This window comes from Salipiger abyssi, assembly GCF_017311415.1.
Lineage (GTDB): Bacteria > Pseudomonadota > Alphaproteobacteria > Rhodobacterales > Rhodobacteraceae > Salipiger > Salipiger abyssi_A.
This window is the reverse complement of sequence record NZ_JAEKIS010000013.1, coordinates 131,833-150,024: the sequence shown is the minus strand read 5'-3', so window position 1 is coordinate 150,024 and position 18,192 is coordinate 131,833. Positions and strand designations below refer to the sequence as shown.

General features: G+C 65.8%; 21 protein-coding genes and 2 tRNA genes. 13 read left to right on the top strand and 10 right to left on the bottom strand.

Annotation, left to right across the window (positions count from 1 at the left end):
* The coding region (locus I6N89_RS17620) for a transposase (RefSeq protein WP_207019833.1) at positions 1-268 on the top strand (268 nt) is incomplete at its 5' end.
* Positions 269-409: 141 nt separating this feature from the next.
* Here I6N89_RS17620 and I6N89_RS17615 read toward each other — a convergent pair.
* The 6 genes from I6N89_RS17615 to I6N89_RS17590 form a co-directional block, all read right to left on the bottom strand.
* On the bottom strand, positions 410-1,702 hold the full coding sequence (locus I6N89_RS17615; protein ID WP_207019832.1) for a calcium-binding protein: 1,293 nt from the start codon (positions 1,700-1,702) through the stop codon (positions 410-412).
* A 146-nt stretch (positions 1,703-1,848) separates the two neighbouring features.
* Positions 1,849-2,595 (bottom strand): triose-phosphate isomerase, encoded by a 747-nt coding sequence (gene tpiA, locus I6N89_RS17610; RefSeq protein WP_207019831.1) that lies wholly within the window; start codon positions 2,593-2,595, stop codon positions 1,849-1,851.
* A gap of 97 nt (positions 2,596-2,692) precedes the next feature.
* Complete coding sequence (locus I6N89_RS17605; protein WP_207019830.1) at positions 2,693-3,073, bottom strand: HesB/IscA family protein; 381 nt, start codon at positions 3,071-3,073, stop codon at positions 2,693-2,695.
* A 25-nt stretch (positions 3,074-3,098) separates the two neighbouring features.
* On the bottom strand, positions 3,099-3,659 hold the full coding sequence (locus tag I6N89_RS17600; RefSeq protein WP_207019829.1) for a sugar O-acetyltransferase: 561 nt from the start codon (positions 3,657-3,659) through the stop codon (positions 3,099-3,101).
* A 4-nt stretch (positions 3,660-3,663) separates the two neighbouring features.
* A complete protein-coding gene (locus tag I6N89_RS17595) occupies positions 3,664-4,020 on the bottom strand; it encodes an SUF system Fe-S cluster assembly protein (protein ID WP_207019828.1) in 357 nt (118 codons plus the stop codon).
* A gap of 92 nt (positions 4,021-4,112) precedes the next feature.
* Entirely contained in the window at positions 4,113-4,958 is an 846-nt protein-coding gene (locus I6N89_RS17590) for a LytTR family DNA-binding domain-containing protein (protein WP_207019827.1), read from the bottom strand.
* A gap of 504 nt (positions 4,959-5,462) precedes the next feature.
* Here I6N89_RS17590 and I6N89_RS17585 point away from each other — a divergent pair.
* The 6 genes from I6N89_RS17585 (at position 5,463) to I6N89_RS17560 (ending at position 10,385) form a co-directional block, all read left to right on the top strand.
* A complete protein-coding gene (locus tag I6N89_RS17585; protein ID WP_207019826.1) occupies positions 5,463-5,726 on the top strand; it encodes a DNA primase in 264 nt (87 codons plus the stop codon).
* A 483-nt stretch (positions 5,727-6,209) separates the two neighbouring features.
* A tRNA-Asp gene (locus tag I6N89_RS17580) sits at positions 6,210-6,286 on the top strand.
* Between the two features lie 33 nt (positions 6,287-6,319).
* Positions 6,320-6,396: transfer RNA gene (locus I6N89_RS17575), tRNA-Asp, on the top strand.
* A 204-nt stretch (positions 6,397-6,600) separates the two neighbouring features.
* Positions 6,601-7,632 carry a GTPase ObgE gene (obgE, locus tag I6N89_RS17570; protein WP_207019825.1) on the top strand — a complete coding sequence of 344 codons (1,032 nt, stop codon included), beginning with the start codon at positions 6,601-6,603 and terminating at the stop codon, positions 7,630-7,632.
* Positions 7,620-8,726, top strand: a complete 1,107-nt coding sequence (gene proB, locus I6N89_RS17565; protein WP_207019824.1) for a glutamate 5-kinase — start codon at positions 7,620-7,622, stop codon at positions 8,724-8,726. Before obgE ends, proB begins: the two co-directional genes overlap by 13 nt.
* Positions 8,727-9,119: 393 nt before the next feature.
* Positions 9,120-10,385, top strand: coding sequence for a glutamate-5-semialdehyde dehydrogenase (locus tag I6N89_RS17560; protein WP_207019823.1), 1,266 nt, complete (start codon positions 9,120-9,122; stop codon positions 10,383-10,385).
* A gap of 3 nt (positions 10,386-10,388) precedes the next feature.
* Here the strand turns inward: I6N89_RS17560 and I6N89_RS17555 are convergent, their stop codons facing one another.
* Positions 10,389-10,991: a histidine phosphotransferase family protein gene (locus tag I6N89_RS17555; protein ID WP_207019822.1), complete on the bottom strand. Its 603-nt coding sequence runs from the start codon at positions 10,989-10,991 to the stop codon at positions 10,389-10,391.
* Positions 10,992-11,019: 28 nt separating this feature from the next.
* Between I6N89_RS17555 and I6N89_RS17550 the strand changes: the two genes are divergently transcribed.
* The 3 genes from I6N89_RS17550 (at position 11,020) to I6N89_RS17540 (ending at position 12,904) form a co-directional block, all read left to right on the top strand.
* Positions 11,020-11,202, top strand: coding sequence for a DUF3553 domain-containing protein (locus I6N89_RS17550; protein WP_207019821.1), 183 nt, complete (start codon positions 11,020-11,022; stop codon positions 11,200-11,202).
* 119 nt (positions 11,203-11,321) lie between these two features.
* Positions 11,322-12,080 carry a GNAT family N-acetyltransferase gene (locus I6N89_RS17545; protein ID WP_207019820.1) on the top strand — a complete coding sequence of 253 codons (759 nt, stop codon included), beginning with the start codon at positions 11,322-11,324 and terminating at the stop codon, positions 12,078-12,080.
* Positions 12,077-12,904, top strand: a complete 828-nt coding sequence (locus tag I6N89_RS17540; RefSeq protein ID WP_207019819.1) for a lysophospholipid acyltransferase family protein — start codon at positions 12,077-12,079, stop codon at positions 12,902-12,904. Before I6N89_RS17545 ends, I6N89_RS17540 begins: the two co-directional genes overlap by 4 nt.
* A gap of 3 nt (positions 12,905-12,907) precedes the next feature.
* Here the strand turns inward: I6N89_RS17540 and I6N89_RS17535 are convergent, their stop codons facing one another.
* Positions 12,908-13,528, bottom strand: coding sequence for a thiamine phosphate synthase (locus I6N89_RS17535; protein ID WP_207019818.1), 621 nt, complete (start codon positions 13,526-13,528; stop codon positions 12,908-12,910).
* Positions 13,529-13,590: 62 nt separating this feature from the next.
* The gene (locus tag I6N89_RS17530) at positions 13,591-13,920 is read right to left on the bottom strand and encodes a TfoX/Sxy family protein (protein ID WP_207019817.1); all 330 of its coding nucleotides are present in this window, start codon (positions 13,918-13,920) and stop codon (positions 13,591-13,593) included.
* 135 nt (positions 13,921-14,055) lie between these two features.
* On the opposite strand from I6N89_RS17530, the gene I6N89_RS17525 reads away from it, so the two are divergent.
* From I6N89_RS17525 to I6N89_RS17515, 3 genes are all read left to right on the top strand, one after another.
* Positions 14,056-14,799, top strand: coding sequence for an RNA methyltransferase (locus I6N89_RS17525; protein ID WP_207019816.1), 744 nt, complete (start codon positions 14,056-14,058; stop codon positions 14,797-14,799).
* A gap of 166 nt (positions 14,800-14,965) precedes the next feature.
* Positions 14,966-16,111: a heme A synthase gene (ctaA, locus tag I6N89_RS17520; RefSeq protein WP_207019815.1), complete on the top strand. Its 1,146-nt coding sequence runs from the start codon at positions 14,966-14,968 to the stop codon at positions 16,109-16,111.
* The gene (locus I6N89_RS17515) at positions 16,108-17,583 is read left to right on the top strand and encodes a carboxypeptidase M32 (RefSeq protein WP_207019814.1); all 1,476 of its coding nucleotides are present in this window, start codon (positions 16,108-16,110) and stop codon (positions 17,581-17,583) included. The genes ctaA and I6N89_RS17515 overlap by 4 nt, the downstream gene beginning before the upstream one ends.
* Before the next feature lie 160 nt (positions 17,584-17,743).
* Here I6N89_RS17515 and I6N89_RS17510 read toward each other — a convergent pair whose 3' ends face one another.
* On the bottom strand, positions 17,744-18,136 hold the full coding sequence (locus I6N89_RS17510; protein ID WP_207019813.1) for a hypothetical protein: 393 nt from the start codon (positions 18,134-18,136) through the stop codon (positions 17,744-17,746).
* Positions 18,137-18,192: the final 56 nt, after the last annotated feature.

The window sequence follows — 18,192 nt, the reverse complement described above, 5'->3', positions numbered from 1 at the left end:
CTCCTATGACGGTCTGGTCGAGGCCGGCTTCAAGCGCCATCACCGGATCAATCACGGCAAGGCTCAGTTCGCCAGAAACGGTGTCCATATCAACGGCATCGAAAGCTTCTGGAGCTACGTCAAGCGCCGACATCAGAAATTCAACGGGCTACGAAAAACCAGCTTTCCCGTCTTTCTCAAGGAGACTGAATTCCGCTTCAACACACGCGATCAGAACCTCTATAAACTCCTGCTCAGATCGTGCAGAATAAAACCGCTCAGGCGCTGAGCTGGAATAGACCCTTGGGGAAAGATGAAGCTGCGGGATGTGGTGGATCGTTGGCTCGGCCGATGGTCCGAACGCGATGTTTCCGCATCGGTCGCAGCGGCCGGTGCGGAATGTGGCGTGTGCCCGGGACGCGGACCATCGTCATGGCGTGGCGACGACGAAATCCCCTTCTCCGAGCGCGACGCCGTCGACACGGACGATGAATTCGCGTGTGTAGCTGCCCTCAAGCGTCGATCCGGTGCCATTGAGGACGATATCTGTATAGGCGTCGTCCGGGCCGACCTCGATCGAGCTGACCTCAAGGGACTCATTCATCGTCGGGGCGCCGATATCGCCTAGCTCGCCCCAAGAGAGCAGGCGGTCGTAATCCTGGGCAAAATCGCCTGTCGTCACGCTGTTTACGTCGAGAGTGAGGATCAGCATGTCCTCTGCCGGATCGAAATCGGTGATCCGGGCCACCAGCATGGGCGCGTCGTTTTCGCTGTCAACATGGTTGAGCGAGATCGACATATCGAACATGTCCGCGCCATCGCCGCCAGTCAGGTCTATCTCGTAGTCGGTTTCCGTCGCATAGCTGTTGCCACCGATGGCGGCGTTGGGTGTCTCGCTCGGTCCGAGATCCAGATCGGCCCAGATGGTATCGTTGCCATCGCCGCCATCAATGGTGGTGTCCTGGTCGAGAACCCTGACATAATCGTCGCCATCGCCGGCCGACACCATGGAGTAATGCCTGACCGCGACATAATCGTCGCCGGTCCCGCCGTCGATGTCGGCGAAGCCTTCGAGCGCGTTGATCACGTCGTCTCCGGCGCCGCCATCGACCGTCTGGATACCGAACTCTTCGCCGCTGAACGGGGTGCTTTCGAGATAATCGTCGCCGTCGTCGCCATAGAGCGTGACCGCTTCGCCGATGAGCCTGTCGTCACCTTCGCCGCCGCGCAGGATGATACCGCTCTCGTAGCTGATTGCGCGCAGCGTGTCGTCGCCGTCCTGTCCGTCCGCGGTGAACTCCCGGAGATCGGACGGCCGCAGCAGAGATCCGTTGTCGTGAATGTCGATCTCGTCGTCGCCGTCTCCGCCGAGCAGGCTTTCTGCATTTCCGGCCAGTTCGTCCGCCGCGAGATCCCGGTAATCCGTGATGGTATCGTTGCCGTCGGTTCCGGCGAGGACGCTGGTCCCGTCGTCGAGCTGGGTAAGCTGGAAACTGTTGCCATAGGTGGTGGCAGGATCCTCCGGCGTTTCTTCGGGGTCTTCGGGATCGTCGGGCATGTCCACCGGCTCCTCGGGCGTCTCGCCGCCCTGGTCCGGCATGTCGTCGACCAGGTCGTCTTCGTGCGTCACCTCGTCGCCGTCGTCATCGTCATCGTTCGAGTCGCCAAACCCGAATGCCGCCGCGCCCACCAGCGACGCCATCAAAACAAGCATCCATTCCATTGTCGTACCCCCAGAAAACAACCAACAATTGCAACGCTATAGCGTTGCGCCCGGGGCACAAGAGATTCTGGCAAAAATGAGGCATATAAAAACGATACCCGCGATGCCGCGGGTATCGTTTCGACTTTCAGAACAATTTCGCAGCCTCAGCCCGCGCTGGCGTTCAGCGCCTCGATGATCGGCACGAAATCCGCCGCCTTCAGCGAAGCACCGCCGACAAGCGCGCCGTCGACATTGGAGACGGCAAAGATCTCGGTCGCGTTGCCGGGCTTCACCGAACCGCCATAGAGCAGCCGGACGGAGCGGCCCACGCCCTCGCCAAAGCGCTTTTCGAGACGGGCGCGCATGAAATCATGCACCTCGCCGATCTGGTCGGTAGTGGGCACCTTGCCGGTGCCGATGGCCCAGATCGGCTCGTAGGCGATGACCAGATTGTGCCCGGTGGCGCCGTCGGGCACCGAGCCTGCGAGCTGCCCGCCGATGATGTCGAGGGTGTTCTGCGCCTCGCGCTCGGCCAGACTCTCGCCGACGCAGAGCACAACGTTCAGCCCGGCCTCCCAGGCGGATTTGCATTTCTCACGCACATGTTCGTCATGCTCGTCGTGATCGGTGCGGCGCTCGGAATGGCCCAGGATCACGTAGGTGGCGCCGGCATCTGCCAGCATCGGCGCCGAGATGTCGCCGGTATGGGCGCCCGAGGCGTTGGCGTGGCAATCCTGCCCGCCGATGGCGATGCCCTTTGCCGTCTGGGCCGCCGCCGCGACCAGCGTCGCGGGCGGGCAGATCAGCACTTCGGACGCGCCGTCCGCTGCCGCTTCCATCCCGTCGAGCTCCGAAAGCGCCGCTTTCAGCCCGTTCATCTTCCAATTGCCGGCGGCAAGTTTCCTGCGCATGATCTCTCCCGTTTTCGTTGCGCGCCCATCATCAGGGCCGGGGCGGCGGCGTCAAGGGCGCAGGGCGGAGAGACATGCCGCAGAGCCGGCGCGAGCCTCAGTTTGCGTCGCGCTCGGCCTGAAGCTCGTCGATATCCTTGAATTTGATCGATTCGCCGCAGCCGCAGGCATCGGTCACGTTCGGATTGTTGAACTGGAAGCCGGATTCCAGAAGCGAGGTCTGGTAGTCGATCTCGGTGCCGAAGAGAAACATCTGCGCCATGGGGGCGATCATCACCCGGGCGCCGTCCTGCTCGACGACCTCGTCGTTGCCATCGGCTTCGTCGACGAAATCCATGGTGTATTCCATGCCGGCGCAACCGCCCTTCTTGAGGCCGATTCGCAGGCCTGCACGGCCGTCACGCTCCATGAGCTTGCGGACCTGTGCGATGGCGGCGGGGGTCATGGTGACCGCCTGTTTTCCCGGAATGCCAAACATGAGCATGCCTCCTTACGGAATGAATCTAAGCGCTGGCCCGGTCCGAAACAAGCGGGCGGGCAGGGTTGCCGGCGACGGTCGCGCCTTTTTGCACGTCTCGGGTCACAACTGCCCCCGCGCCGATCACCGCACCGTCGCCGATGGTGAGGCCCGGCAGGATCAGCGCGCCGCCGCCGATCCAGACATCGCGGCCGATCCGCACGGGCCGGCCGAGCTCCAGCCCGCTGGCGCGCTCTTCCGCGCCGCGCGGATGATCGGCGGTGAGGATCTGCACATAAGGGCCGATCTGGGTGCCGCTGCCGATATGGATCGGGCAGACATCGAGCAGCACGCAGCCGTAGTTCAGGAAGACGCCGTCGCCGAGAAATACGTTCCAGCCATAATCGACATAGAGCGGCGCCCGCAAAGCGCAACGCTCGCCACGCCCGCCCAACAGCGCATCGAGCAGTGCGTCCCGTTCGCCATCGCCGACAATTGTCGCGTTATAGGCGCGCATCAGCTCCTGGGCCCGGCGCCGGTCTGCTGCGAGCGCGGGATCGCCGGGGTCGTAGAGCAAACCCGCGATCATCTTGTCGCGCTCGCTCATGCGATCACATGAAACCCAGCTCGAGCCGCGCCTCGTCCGACATCATGTCCATGCCCCAGGGTGGATCGAACACCATCTCGACATCCACGTCCTTGATGCCCGGCACCGCGCCGACGGCGTCCTGCACCCAGCCGGGCATCTCGCCGGCCACGGGACAACCGGGCGCGGTCAGGGTCATGATCACCTTCACGGCGTTCTCGGTGTCGATCTCGACCGTGTAGATGAGACCCAAATCGTAGATGTTGACCGGGATTTCCGGATCGTAGACAGACCGGCAGGCCTCCACGACCGTGTCGTAGAGCGGGTGCTCGGTGCTGGAGGGCGCAATCAGCGGCGCGCCTTCGAGCGGTGCATCATCCATGACCTGGACCTCTGTGTCGTTTCCTGAGCGAATATATAGGAAATGATGCCCGGAGCGTAAAGGCCATCTCGCGCCCGCCGCCGCGTCTGAGTTCAGACGAGATAGGTTGCGATCCAGTTCCGCACGTCGGCGAGCCGCCCCCGCGCCACCGGAACCGCCTTGCCGTCGGCGAGCCGCAACACCGGCTTGCCGCTCTCGCGGTCGAGCCCGGCGACTGCCCCGCGCGCCACCCACCAGGAGCGGTGCGGCTGGACCCCGTCCTCCGGTCCGGTCTGGGCGACGATATCGGAGAGCCGTGCACGCTGGGTGAGCATGTCGTCGCGCATGCGCACGTGTACATGGTGCTCATGTGCTTCGATGAGCTCCACCGCCTGAAGCGCCACGGGCTGACCGCCGATCACCAGCAGCCGCCCGCCGCCGTCTTCCGTGTCGGCGGGAGCCGGGTATGTCGGCGCCGGCTTGGGGCCTGGGACAGGCACGGGGGCGGGGGCGAGGACGCGCGGCAGCACGAAGCGCATATACATCGTCTCGAACACGATCACCGTGATCGCGATGAACAGCATCCGCTCGAACAGCATCGGTTTCAGCGCTTCGCCGCTGATCAGCGAAACTCCCGCCTCGATCAGCAGCAGGGTGGGTGCGAAGCTGAAAAGGCTGATGATCGGCCAGTAAATCGCGGGTCTTGGCAGGATCTGGCGCAGTGCAGCGATAGCGACGATCAGCACCGATTGCAGCGCCAGATACAACAGAAACGCCACCAGCCAGGCCAGCAGAAACACCGCCGCCGGCAATTGGCCTGCCAGCCCACTGGGATCGGCGGCAATGAGAATCACAAAGACCAGCGACATGTAGCGCCAGGTCAGCCGGTTCTGGAACAGGTCCAGAAACTGCTGCGCGCTCAGCTCCAGCGGCTCAAAGGTCGCGCTTCTCAGGTGCAAATCGAGGTGGAGGAATCTGGGCACTGGGACGAAATTTCGCTCTGACGCTTAAGCGCAACAGATGCCTGTTATTATTTGGGAATTCAAGGCGATCCCGCAGATCTTTCGCGGTTTTTGAAAGCGGGTGGCAGGTTTGCGCGAACATCGCCGCATGTTCGCCGGTCGGTGCCGCATCGCTATGCTTTTTTCAATTTTGCCGTGTTGTGCTAGGATCAACTCTACCGAGCCTGAGGTGTGGATCTCTCTGCCGGCCCCAAACCGGGCTCACCCGGATTTTCGGGTGAAGCGGGGCGGTGGCGATCCTGAAGCGGGCGTGGTGCGCGGCTCTTTACCGCGCGTGGACTGGGGGGCGTCGTTCGGGCGCCCGCGGTGTCGGCCCCATGGGGATCGGGTCCGATGTCGCGGCTGCGGTTGTGGCTGGTGATTTTTCGCCGGGCGCTGGCGGGAGTCCGGTCCTGTCCGGGATGGGGATTGTGTGAGGGACGTATTTGAATAGAGGTTGGAGTGGATATTTTACCTGAGGGAGAGCCTGACGTGCTGGCGGCGCTGGTATCGGAGGCGCAGGGTATATCGGGACAGACGGCAATACCACGATTGTTGAGAACGGCAGCGGCGCTTGTCGAATATGCTGGTTATGAGGTGGCCCGGTCGGAAGCTTCGGTTCGTGTGACCCAGATCATTCTGCTCGCGGCGGAGCTCGACCGCCTGGCGGATGCCGTCGAAACCCATGAAAGCGATGCAATTCAACCCCGGCGGATCGGCGGCTGACTTTGAAAACGCACCGCCGGGAAGGTGTCGCGGAATCGCCGCGCCATGCATGGTGAACGGCCATTGGCCTGTGCGAATCGCGAGACAGTAGGGGCGGGGGGGGCGACGGCCCCCGCGTGACAGGCGCGTGCCATGCGCGGATCGCCATGCCCCGGGGCGCGGATCGTGCGCGACAAACCCTGCCACGCATTATGCGCTGCGCGACGGGGCAGAGTCTTCGCAGCGTTCACGGAAGATCGGCGAAGGGATTTCCATCGGTCGTGTCTCGCCGTTCAAGATCTGTGTGTTGGGCTATCCTTTTGATATGGTGATATGATTTCTCGTTTTTCGCCTCGCCGGCGTGCCCGTGCGCCGTTCCGGATAGGGTTTTGCGGCGATTTCGCGGAAATTGCCGGTGGCCGGCGATCAAAAGCGCTTGACGGGGCATTGGTGCCCGCCTAGAAGGGCCTCCACATTCGGGGACGCGCTCCTCGGAGGCAGTGAGCGGTTGTAGCTCAGATGGTTAGAGTACCGGCCTGTCACGCCGGGGGTCGCGGGTTCGAGCCCCGTCAACCGCGCCACCACTGCCCCGATCCACGCACCCCGCCTGATGCGCGGTTGTAGCTCAGATGGTTAGAGTACCGGCCTGTCACGCCGGGGGTCGCGGGTTCGAGCCCCGTCAACCGCGCCACTTCTCCTTCTTCCCGGACGGTGCAAGGGCGCAGATATCGCCCCGTTTGTCTGGTTTGAAAGAGAAGAGGCGACAGGCCCGCCTTTGACTGGCCCGGATCTTCTGCTCTTTGGCACATACGCCTGTCGAACCGGGCCGCTTGAGAAGCGCCGGGACTCGCTGTAAACCGCGCCGCATTGCCCTCGCGCCCAGGACCGATCCGTCATGAAATTCCTCGACCTCGCCAAAGTCTATCTCCGCTCCGGCAGCGGCGGGAATGGCTGCATCTCGTTCCGGCGCGAGAAATATATCGAATTCGGCGGGCCGGATGGCGGCGACGGCGGCGATGGCGGCGATGTCTGGGCCGAGACGGTCGACGGGCTGAACACGCTGATCGACTTCCGCTATCAGCAGCATTTCTTTGCCGAGAATGGCCGTCCCGGCATGGGTCGGCAGCGCACCGGCAAGGATGGCAACGATATCGTGCTGCGCGTGCCCGTTGGCACCGAGATCCTCGACGAGGACGAGGAGACGGTGATCGCCGACATGACCGAGCTGGGCGAGCGCGTGCTGCTGGCGCGCGGCGGCAATGGCGGCTGGGGCAACCTGCATTTCAAGACCGCCACCAACCAGGCGCCGCGCCGCGCCAATCCGGGGCAGCCGGGGGTCGAGCGCACGGTCTGGCTGCGGCTGAAACTGATCGCCGATGTCGGGCTGCTGGGCCTGCCCAATGCCGGCAAATCGACCTTCCTCGCCGCCACCTCCAATGCACGGCCGAAGATCGCCGATTACCCCTTCACCACGCTGCATCCGAATCTCGGTGTCGTGGGCGTGGACGGGCGCGAATTCGTCGTGGCCGATATTCCTGGGCTCATCGAAGGCGCGCATGAGGGCCGGGGGCTCGGCGATCTCTTCCTCGGCCATGTGGAGCGCTGCGCGGTGCTGCTGCATCTGGTCGATGGCAGCTCGGGCACGCTGCTGGAGGATTACGACACGATCATCACCGAGATCGAGGAATACGGCGCCGGGCTCGCCGACAAGCCGCGCATCACCGTGCTGAACAAGATCGACACGATGGACGATGAGGAGCGCGCCTTTCTGCGCGAAGAGCTGGAGGCGCGTTCGGGCGGCAAGGTGCTGCTGATGTCGGGGGCCTCGGGTGAGGGCACCACCGAGGTGCTGCGCGCGCTGCGGGCCTTTATCGACGACAAGCGCCTGCGCGAGGCGCCCGAGGACGACACCCAATGGCAACCCTGAGCGCGGCCACGCGCCTTGTCGTCAAGATCGGTTCGGCGCTGCTGGTGGACAAGCATAGTGGCGCGTTCCGGGGCGAGTGGCTGCGCGCCATGGCCGCCGATATCGCCAGGGTGCGGGCGCGCGGTACGGATGTGATTCTGGTCTCTTCGGGCTCCATCGCGCTGGGGCGCGGGCTGCTCAACCTGCCCGCCGTGACGCTGCCTCTGGAGCAGAGCCAGGCCGCTGCCGCCGTCGGCCAGATCCGGCTGGCGCGCGAATGGGAGGACGCGCTGGCGCCGCATGGCGTGACCACGGCGCAGGTGCTGGTGACGCTGGAGGACAGCGCCGACCGCCGCCGCTATCTCAACCAGCGCGCCACGATGGAGACGCTGCTGGGCTTCGGCGTGGTGCCCATCGTGAACGAAAACGACACCATCGCCACCGATGAGATCCGCTATGGCGACAACGATCGTCTGGCGGCGCAGGTGGCGGTGACAGTGGGGGCGGATCAGCTGATTCTGCTCTCGGATGTGGATGGGTTCTATTCCGCCAACCCGTCGCAGGATCCGAGCGCGCGCCGCTACGACGTGATCGAGGAGATCACCCCCGAGATCGAGGCGATGGCCGGCGATGCGGGCTCTGGGCTCTCCAAGGGCGGGATGAAGACCAAGCTTCTGGCGGCCAAGACCGCGACCGCGGCGGGCTGTGCCATGGCGATCACCGAAGGCTCGGTGCTGCATCCGCTCTCGGCGCTTGAGGCGGGCGCGAATGCCACATGGTTCACCTCCCGGCTCGATCCGCACGCGGCGCGCAAGCGCTGGATCGCGGCGATGAAGCCTTGCGGCGAGGTGACCGTGGATGCTGGCGCGGCGCGGGCGCTGGATCAGGGCCGTTCGCTGCTGCCGGTGGGGGTCACAGGGGCGTTGGGTGCTTTCGGGCGCGGCGATCCGGTGGTGATCCGAGATCCGCGCGGCGCGACACTGGGGCAGGGCCTGACGCGCTACACCGCCGAGGAAGCGCGGCAGATCCTCGGGCATCATTCCTCGGAGATCGAGGCAGTGCTTGGCTATCCCGGTCGTGCGGTGCTGATCCACCGGGACGACATGGCGCTGTAAGGGGGAGGCGCGCGCGGCTGCCGGTCTTTCGTCTGTCGTGGACGCTCGAACGCTGGCCGCGCGGAACAAGGCGAAGCCGCCGCGCCATCGCCGGCCCGTCTCGGCGGGCTGGCGATTTGGTGACATCGGCACTGTGTGTCTAGGTCTTTCGGATGTGGCCGGGATAAATCGAGAGATTCGTCAGTCAGTTCGCCATCCCACGGGCCGGCGATGGCGCGGCTGTCGTTGCTTTACGATGGTGGCGTGTGGAAGTGGCCTCGTAGGGTGGGCAATCTGCCCACCGCGCACAGCGTTGAGGCTGCGGCTTCAGGCGCCTCCTCAGAACCCGCTGTCCTCCGTCGCGGGGCGGCGCTATAAGGGGGCTCCTGACAACGCACCACAAGGGTGAAAGCGATGAAAGACATGAGCGATATTCCCGCGATCATGACCGAAATCGGCCGCCGCGCCAAGGCGGCCGCAGCCGAGCTCGCCTTCACCCCGCCAGCCCGCAAGACCGAGGCGCTGGAGGCCGCCGCCGAGGCGGTCTGGGCGCGCCGGGCGGAGATCGTCGAAGCCAACAAGCAGGATCTCGCCTTCGGCCGCGACAAGGGGCTGAGCGATGCGATGATGGACCGGCTTCTGCTCACCGAGGAGCGGATCAAGGGCATCGTCGACGGGCTCCGTGCCATTGCCGCGCAGAAGGATCCGGTGGGCAAGGTCATCGCCGAATGGGACCAGCCTTCGGGGCTGCATATCCAGCGCGTGCGCACGCCGCTGGGCGTGGTGGGGGTGATCTATGAATCGCGTCCCAACGTCACCGCCGATGCCGGCGCGCTCTGCCTGAAATCCGGCAATGCGGTGATTCTGCGCGGCGGCTCGGAGAGCTTCCATTCCTCCCGCGCGATCCATGATTGTCTGGTCGAGGGGCTGCGCAAGGCGGGCCTGCCCGAGGACGCGATCCAGCTCGTGCCGACCCGTGACCGTGCCGCCGTCAGCGAGCTGCTGACAATGACCGATTATGTCGACGTCATCGTGCCGCGCGGCGGCAAGGGGCTCGTCGGGCTGGTGCAGCGCGAGGCGCGGGTGCCGGTCTTCGCCCATCTCGAGGGGATCGTGCATATCTATATCGACCCGTCGGCGGACCCTGTGAAGGCGCTGAGCGTGGTGATGAACGCCAAGACCCGCCGCACCGGCATCTGCGGCGCCGCCGAATGCCTGCTGATCCACCGCGATGCGGTCGACACGATCGGTCAGGGCGTGATCCGCGCGCTGGTCGAGGCCGGGGTCGAGGTGCGCGCCGACGAGGCGCTTCAGGCCATCGCCGGCACGGCGCAGGCGACCGAGGCGGACTGGGGCTGCGAATATCTCGACAAGATCATCGCCGCCAAGGTGGTCGAGGACGAGGACGCGGCGATTGCCCATATCCGGCGCTACGGGTCCAGCCACACCGACTGCATTCTTGCCGAGGACGAGGCCGCCATCTCGCGCTTTGTCGAGCGGGTGGACAGCGCCATTGTGATGGTCAACGCCTCCACCCAGTTCGCCGATGGCGGCGAGTTCGGCATGGGCGCCGAGATCGGTATCGCCACCGGCAAGATGCACGCGCGCGGCCCGGTGGGGGCGGAGCAGCTCACCTCGTTCAAATACGTGGTGCGCGCGGACGGTGCCGTGCGCGGCTAGCGCTCAGGCGATCTCGATGGTGACGGCGGCCTCGCCTGCATGCACCGCCAGCTTGCGCCCGCGTTCGGGGGCAAGCATCGCCAGGCAGGCGAACTGAACCGAAGCCGGCGTCAGCTCCATGCTCAGCCTCTGGCTGGCGAGCTGCTCCCAAAGGGCCGGCTCGACCGAAAGGCGCGGGCCGGTGCCGGTGATCTGCCACAGCCCATCGTCACGCGAGATCTGCACCTGACCGCCCAGCGGCAGCGCCGTCTCGCAGCACAGCATGGCGAGGCAGGCGAGCTGCACCTGGCTGCGCTGCGTCGCCTGCGTCGGCAGCCACTCGACCCGCAGCCGACCGCCGCGGCAATACGCCGTCAACAGCTTGGCCGCCTCGCGGGCCCCGATCTCCTGCTCGTCCGAGGCGCTGCCGAAGGCGACACGGAAGAAATTGATGCGGGCCGCCGCCGATGCGCAGCTCTCTTCGATCAGCGACATCTCTTCCGGCCCGGGTGCGCCGGCCAGCGCGATCAGCTCCAGCCCGTTCGAGATGGCGCCCACCGGGCTCACCAGATCGTGACACAGGCGCGACCCTACCAGCGTCGCCAATCTGGCAGTATCGTTGGACATCGGCGGCTCCCTTCAGGATGGTCAGGACATGGAAGACCTAAACGCATTACTCGAACCCGGCATGCTGGTGACGCATCCCGACCAGCCCGACTGGGGCACCGGGCAGGTACAATCCAACATCGGCGGACGTATCACAGTCAACTTCCGCGAGCAGGGAAAGGTCGTCATAGACGGAAAACGTGTTGGCCTCCTCCCGGTCTTTGACGAATAACCTAGGGGTCGAGATCTTTCGGAATGGTTAACCACGCCTCACGGGCGATGGTGCCGAAAGCGGTTTCCCTCACGCCCGCGCCGCATTAAGAACGCGGGAACGTGGAGCGAGAGGCAGGGATGGCGCTGGACGAGAGCGATTTCACGGTGCGGCTGGCGCGCGACGCGGCGGATATCGCCGCGGCCCAGCGGCTGCGCTACGAGGTCTTCGTCGAGGAGCTGGGCGGCGGCGGCGCGCTGGTCGATCACGACCGGCGACTGGAGCGCGACCGGTTCGACCCCTTTTTCGATCACCTGATTCTGACAGATGCCCGGCGCGACGGCGCGGTGGTCGGGGTCTACCGGCTGCTGCGCGACGATCAGGCGGCGGCGGCGGGGCAGTTCTATTCGGAGGACGAATACGATCTCACGCCATTGCGCCGCTCGGGGCGTCGGCTGCTGGAGCTGGGGCGCTCCTGCCTGCATCCCGATTATCGCGGCGGCACGGCCATGATGCATCTGTGGCAGGCGCTGGCGGACTATGTCGCCGAGCACGGCATCGAGATCCTCTTCGGCACCGCCTCCTTTCACGGCACCGATGTGACGCCGCTGACGCAGCCGCTGTCGCTGCTGCATCACCGCCATCTCGCGCCCGAGCCGCTGCGGGTGCGCTCGCGCCGGTTCCAGAGCATGGATCTGATCCCCGAGGCAGAGATCGACCGGCGGCAGGCCATGCGCGAGGTGCCGGCGCTGATCAAGGGCTATCTGCGGCTCGGCGGCGTCGTGGGCGAGGGCGCTTATGTGGATCACGATTTCAACACCACCGATGTGTGCCTGATCATGGACACGGCGCAGCTCAACGCCAAGGCGGCAGGGATCTATACGCGGGGGCGCGGGTGAGCGGCCCGACATGGCGCGGCGACGCCCCGCCCGAAATCCGGCTGCGCGGCGCCGACTGGTTGCGGGTGGCCTGGCGCGGTCTGCTGCTGGGCGGGCTGGTGCTGCTCGGGCTGGCGCTGAAGCTGCTGCTTCGGCTGATTGAGCGCCCGCTCTGCGGTCAGAGCCGCCCGGTCACGCCGTGGATTTCCCAGGGCGTCTGCCGCGCCGCCTTTGTCATTCTGGGTATTCCCGTCAGCGTGTCCGGCCCGCGCATGATTGGCCCCGGCGCGCTGGTGGCCAATCATTCCTCCTGGCTCGACATCTTTGCGCTGAACGCGCGGCGCAATGTCTATTTCGTTTCCAAGGCCGAGGTGGCGAACTGGCCGCTGATCGGCTGGCTGGCGCGCGCCACCGGCACGGTGTTCATCACCCGCGATCCGCGTCAGGCCGCAGAGCAGAAACGCGCCTTCGAGGAGCGGCTGCTGCACGGTCACCGGCTGCTGTTCTTTCCCGAGGGCACATCGACCGACGGCCAACGGGTTCTGCCTTTCAAATCAACGCTGTTTGCGGCGTTTTTCAGCGATCACCTGAAGCATGAGCTGCAAGTGCAGGCTGTCACGGTGATTTATCATGCGCCAGAGGGCGAGGATCCGCGATTTTACGGCTGGTGGGGCGATATGGAATTTGGCCCGCATCTGCTCAGGCTGCTGGGCGCAAGGCATCGCGGACGGGTGGAGCTGATCTATCATCCGCCGGTGCGGGTGGATGCGCATCCCAACCGCAAGACGCTGGCGGCGCATCTCGAAGCGCAGGTGCGCGCGGCGCATCCCTCCGGCGGGGCCTGAGCCTCAGCGCATGGCGGCGATGAGCGTCTTCAGCGCCGCCGCCGCGTCTTCCTCGTCCCAGATCTCCTCGCCGATGCCGAAGAAATCGGTGACCGGCGTCAGCGCGGTCACCAGCTCCGGGGTCACTCCGCCCTCGGCCACCACCGGCAACTCGATCATCTGCGACCACCACTCGAAGAGTTCGCGTTCCGCCAGCGTGCCGTCGCCGAGCGAGGCGCCGCCCACCGGGCCGAAAGAGACGTAATCGGCGCCGTTTTCGCCGGCGGTCATGCCGTCATGTTTCGAGCTGCCGCAGAAGGCGCCGACGATGGCATCGGTGCCGAGCTCCTTGCGGGCGTGGCGCACCGAGCGCGAACCGTCGGTGAGATGCACCCCGTCGAGCCCCAGCCGCTGCGCCAGCACCACATGGGTGTCGATCACCAGCGCCACGTCATGGGCATGGGCGACCTCGCGCACGGCATCGGCGGCGCGCAGCAGCTTGTCCTCGTCGCGGGTGGCTAGCGCCAGCCGGATGCAGGCGATCTCGGCCACATCGAGCACGGCAGAGAGCCGCGCGGGAAAGGCGCTGAGATCGAACTCCGGCGGGGTGATGAGATAGAGCTGGGGCAGGTCGGTTTCGGCCATGTCAGGGCTCCTCGGGTGTGATCCGGCCCCTATATCGCGTTAAACGGCGCGGTGCCAAGGGGTTACTTGGGCGGCAGCATCGCGGTGAAGGCCAGCGCCATGTCGAGCAGGCGCGCGCGGATCTCGTCATCGGCCATGGCATATTCATCGGCTTCGACAAAGCCGCCCATGCGACGCCCGCCCATGATCGCCGGCGCCACGCCGGGCAGCGCCTCGGCCTCCTCCAGCGCCTCCTTGCCGGTGCGGAAGAGCCCGCCGGCGCCCCGGATGCCGCAGATCATATTGCCATCGCGCAGGAAGCACAGCGCGCCGAACATGCGTTTCTCGCCGAGCCCGGGCAGCGCGCCGAGCGCGTCGCGCAGGGTTTCCGCCAGTCCCTCGTCATAGGCCATGGGCGCTCCTCTCGTCGGTTCGCGCCCAGCTTATCGGGCGGACGCCTCCGGCGGGGATATTTTTTGCCAATGGAAGCGGGCTTGCCCTTGATTTGCGGGGCCTTTACTCAGGCGGCGAGAGGATTTGGAGGGGCGATGCCCGGCGAACAGACACAACCGGCCTTTGTGCTGGTCCGGCCCCAGATGGGCGAGAATATCGGTGCTGCGGCGCGGGCGATGTGGAATTTCGGCCTCGACCGCATGCGGCTGGTGAGCCCGCGCGACGGCTGGCCGAACCCGGCCTCGGTGGCGATGGCCTCGGGCGCGGGGCGGCTGCTGGACGCGGCGGTGCTGAGCGAGGACGTGGCGGGCGCGGTGGGCGACTGCGATCTGGTCTTTGCCACCACGGCCCGGCAGCGCGGTATGACCAAGACGGTCTATTCGCCGGAAGAGGCGATGCGCGCGGCGGCGGCGCGGCTGGCTGAGGGTGGCCGGGTTGCCGTGCTCTTCGGGCCGGAGCGTGCGGGGCTGGAGAACGCCGATGTGGCGCAGGCCAATGCGATCATCTCGGTGCCGGTGAACCCCGAATTCCCCTCGCTGAACCTCGCGCAATGCGTGCTGCTCTGCGCCTATGAGTGGCGCCGGGCGAGCGCCGAGATCGAGGCGCGGCGCGACGAGATGGCGGGCGCGGCCTGGGCCAGCGGCATCGAGGTCGAGAAGCTTGCGGAGCATTACGAGCAGCGGCTCGACGACGCGGGGTTCTTTTTCCCCGAGCACAAGGCGCCGGCGATGAAGCTGACGCTGCGCAACCTCTGGAGCCGCATGCCGCTGACCAGCGAGGATGTGCGCACGCTGCACGGGATCATGCGGCAGATGGTGCGCTGGAAGGAACGCGGCTGAGGGTTTGGCCGGCGTTGTCTTCGGGCGGTGAGAGTGAGGCCCCGGATCTGGTCCGGGGCGGGTGTTTTGCAGCCTGCGGCGATGCAGCCCGGGCGGCGGGGTCGGGCGGGGTTGAAGCACCTCGGGGGCGGGCCTATCGTCCGACCGGATCAGGGAGAGGAACATCATGGCCGAAAAGCGCAAGCTCTTCGAAGAGGTCGGTGCCGAGGCGCCCAGGGCGCAGCCGGCGGGCGGCATGATCGACAAGGGCCGGGGCGGCGCGCGCGGCGCCATCCGGCTCTGGCTGATGCTGCTTTTTGCGCTGGTCATGGCGATGATCGTGGTGGGAGGGCTGACGCGGCTCACCGATAGCGGGCTGAGCATCACCGAGTGGAAGCCGCTTACCGGCGCGCTGCCGCCGATGAGCCAGGCCGACTGGGAGGCGGAGTTTGCGCTCTATCAGCAGATCCCGGAATTCCAGTTGCAGAACAACCAGATGACCCTTGCCGAATTCAAGGGCATCTATTGGTGGGAATGGGGTCACCGGCAGCTTGGCCGGGTGATCGGACTGGTCTGGGCGCTGGGTTTCGTGGGCTTTCTGGTGGCGCGCAAGATCCCCACCGGCTGGACCGGGCGACTGCTCGGCATCGGCGTTCTGGGCGGGGTGCAGGGCGCCATCGGCTGGTGGATGGTGTCCTCGGGGCTGGAGGGCGAGATGCTTGACGTGGCCTCCTATCGGCTGGCGACGCATCTCGGGCTGGCCTTTGTCATCCTCGGCTTCATCGCCTGGTACGTGTTCGCGCTGGGGCGTGACGAGCGCGCGCTGATGCAGGCGCGACGCGGGCGCGAGGCCAAGCTGTTTTCCATGGGCACCGGGTTGATGCATTTCGCCTTCCTGCAAATACTCCTCGGCGCGCTGGTCGCGGGCATCGACGCCGGGCGCAGCTATACCGACTGGCCGCTGATGGCGGGCGGTTTCTTTCCGCCGCAGCCCTTCGATCTGGTGCCGCTCTGGCGCAACTTCTTCGAAGATCCGGGGCTTGTGCAGTTCATGCACCGGATGGCGGGCTATCTGCTCTTTGTCTTCGGTCTCGTGACCTGGCTCAGGGCGCGCAAATCGGCCAATGCCGACACGCGGTTCCGCTTTAACGCGGTGATGGCGATGCTGGCGCTTCAGGTCGTGCTGGGCGTGGTCACCGTGCTCTATGTGGCGCAGATGCATATCGCCATCACCCACCAGATCGGCGCCGTCGTGCTCTGGGTGCTGATCATCCGCGCGCGGTTCGGCGCGCAATATCCCAAGACCCAATCCATCCGGGGGAGCGCGACATGAGCGCCTATGACGAGTTGATGAGCCATGAGCGGGAAACCGGCGCGCTGGCGCAGGTGGCGGGCCGTCTCGGCTGGGATCAGGAAACCATGATGCCGCGCGGCGCTGCCGATCAGCGCTCCGAAGAGCTGGCGGCGATGGAATCGGTGCTGCACGCGCGGCGCACCGATCCGCGCATCGGCGACTGGCTGGAGGCAGCCGCGGGCGAGGCGCTCGACGAGGAGGGCGCCGCGCAGCTGCGCCATATCCGCCGCAGCTATGAGCGGGCGAACCGGGTGCCGGCGAAACTCGCCTCGGATCTGGCGCGGCTCACCAGCCGCGCGCATCGCGTCTGGGCCGAGGCGCGGGCGGATGACGATTTCGCCGCCTTCGCGCCGGTGCTGGCCGAGGTGGTGCAGCTCAAGCGCGAGGAGGGCGCGGCGCTGGCGGCGGGGGGCGATGTCTATGACGCGCTGCTCGACGATTACGAGCCGGGCGCCTCCGCCGCGCAGCTTGCGGAAATGTTCGGAGCGCTGCGCCCGCGCCTCGTGGCGCTGCGGCAGGCGGTGCTTGAGCAGCCGCAGCCGGCGCCGCTGGAGGGCACTTTCGACGAGCAGGCGCAGATGAAGCTGTCGCGCATGGTGGCCAAGACCTTCGGCTACGAGATGGCGCGCGGGCGGCTCGACAAATCGGTGCATCCGTTCACCGCCGGTAGCGGCGACGATGTGCGCATCACCACGCGGACCAATGCGCTCGATCCGTTCAATTGTCTCTATTCGACGATCCATGAGGTCGGCCATGCCTGCTATGAGCAGACGATCCGCGGCGGCTATCGCTTCACGCCGCTGGGGCAGGGTGTCTCCATGGGCGTGCATGAGAGCCAGAGCCGGATCTACGAAAACCAGCTCGGTCGGTCGCGCGCCTTTACCGGCTGGCTCTACGAGCGGATGACCGAGCTTTTCGGCGATCTCGCGATCGGCGGGCCGGAGGCGTTCTATGCGGCGGTGAACCGGATCCATAACGGTTATATCCGCACCGAGGCGGACGAGGTGCAGTACAACCTGCATGTGCTGCTGCGCTTCGATCTCGAACGCGCGCTGATCGCCGGCGATCTCGAGGTGGCCGATCTGGAAGCGGCCTGGAACGAGCGCTTTGCCAAGGATTTCGGCTTTGCCGTGGACAAGCCTTCGGACGGGGTATTGCAGGATGTGCACTGGTCGGCGGGGCTTTTCGGCTATTTCCCCACCTACTCGCTGGGCAATGTCTATGCCGGCTGCCTGCACAAGGCGCTGCGCGCGGCCGAGCCCGATCTCGACGCGCAGCTTGCGGCGGGGGATCTGGATAAGGCCACGGGCTGGCTGCGCGACAACGTGCAGCAATATGGCGGGCTCTACGAGCCGCGCGCGGTGATCGAGAAGGCCTGTGGCGAGGCCCCGAGCGAGGCGCCGCTGCTGGATTATCTCGAAGCCAAGTTCGGCGCCATCTACAGTCTTTAAGTGTGCGGGCGTAGGGTGGGCAATTTGCCCACCGCTGCGCAAGGCCCTCTTTTCTAAACGAAAAAAAGGCGGCCAAAAACGCGGCCGCCTAGTCTTCGGGTGTTATTCACTGGTACGGGTAGAAGAGAGAGTAAAAGAGAGAGAGAGGCTCGCGACGGGTTCAGATCGCCCCGCGCCAGCCTGCACGCACCACACTGAACTTGCCGCCGCCAAAGATGATGAGCGGCAGACCAAGCAGCACCACGATGGCACTGCTCAAAAGAACCTGGCTGTCGGCGCTGCTGAGCCCGGGATGAACGACTTCGAGCCCGAGATAGAGCGCCAGACCCATCAGCGCGACGACGCGGGTCCGCACGCCGAAAAGCAGCCAGATGCTGACGGTGAAGAGAAGCGCGCAGATCACGGCAGCGGTCAGGCCGACATGGCGGGGCGAGATATACCAGCCGATCTGCATGGCGTTGGTCTGAAAGAACTCGCTGGCCACCGTGTAGCCAAGGATCGCGGCCAGCACGATGCGCAACGCGCATTGCAGCGCGGAAAGAATGTCTGACATTGGTTTTTCTGCTCGGATTTCTTCTTTTGGTTGAATTTAACCTGCGCGAAACCGCC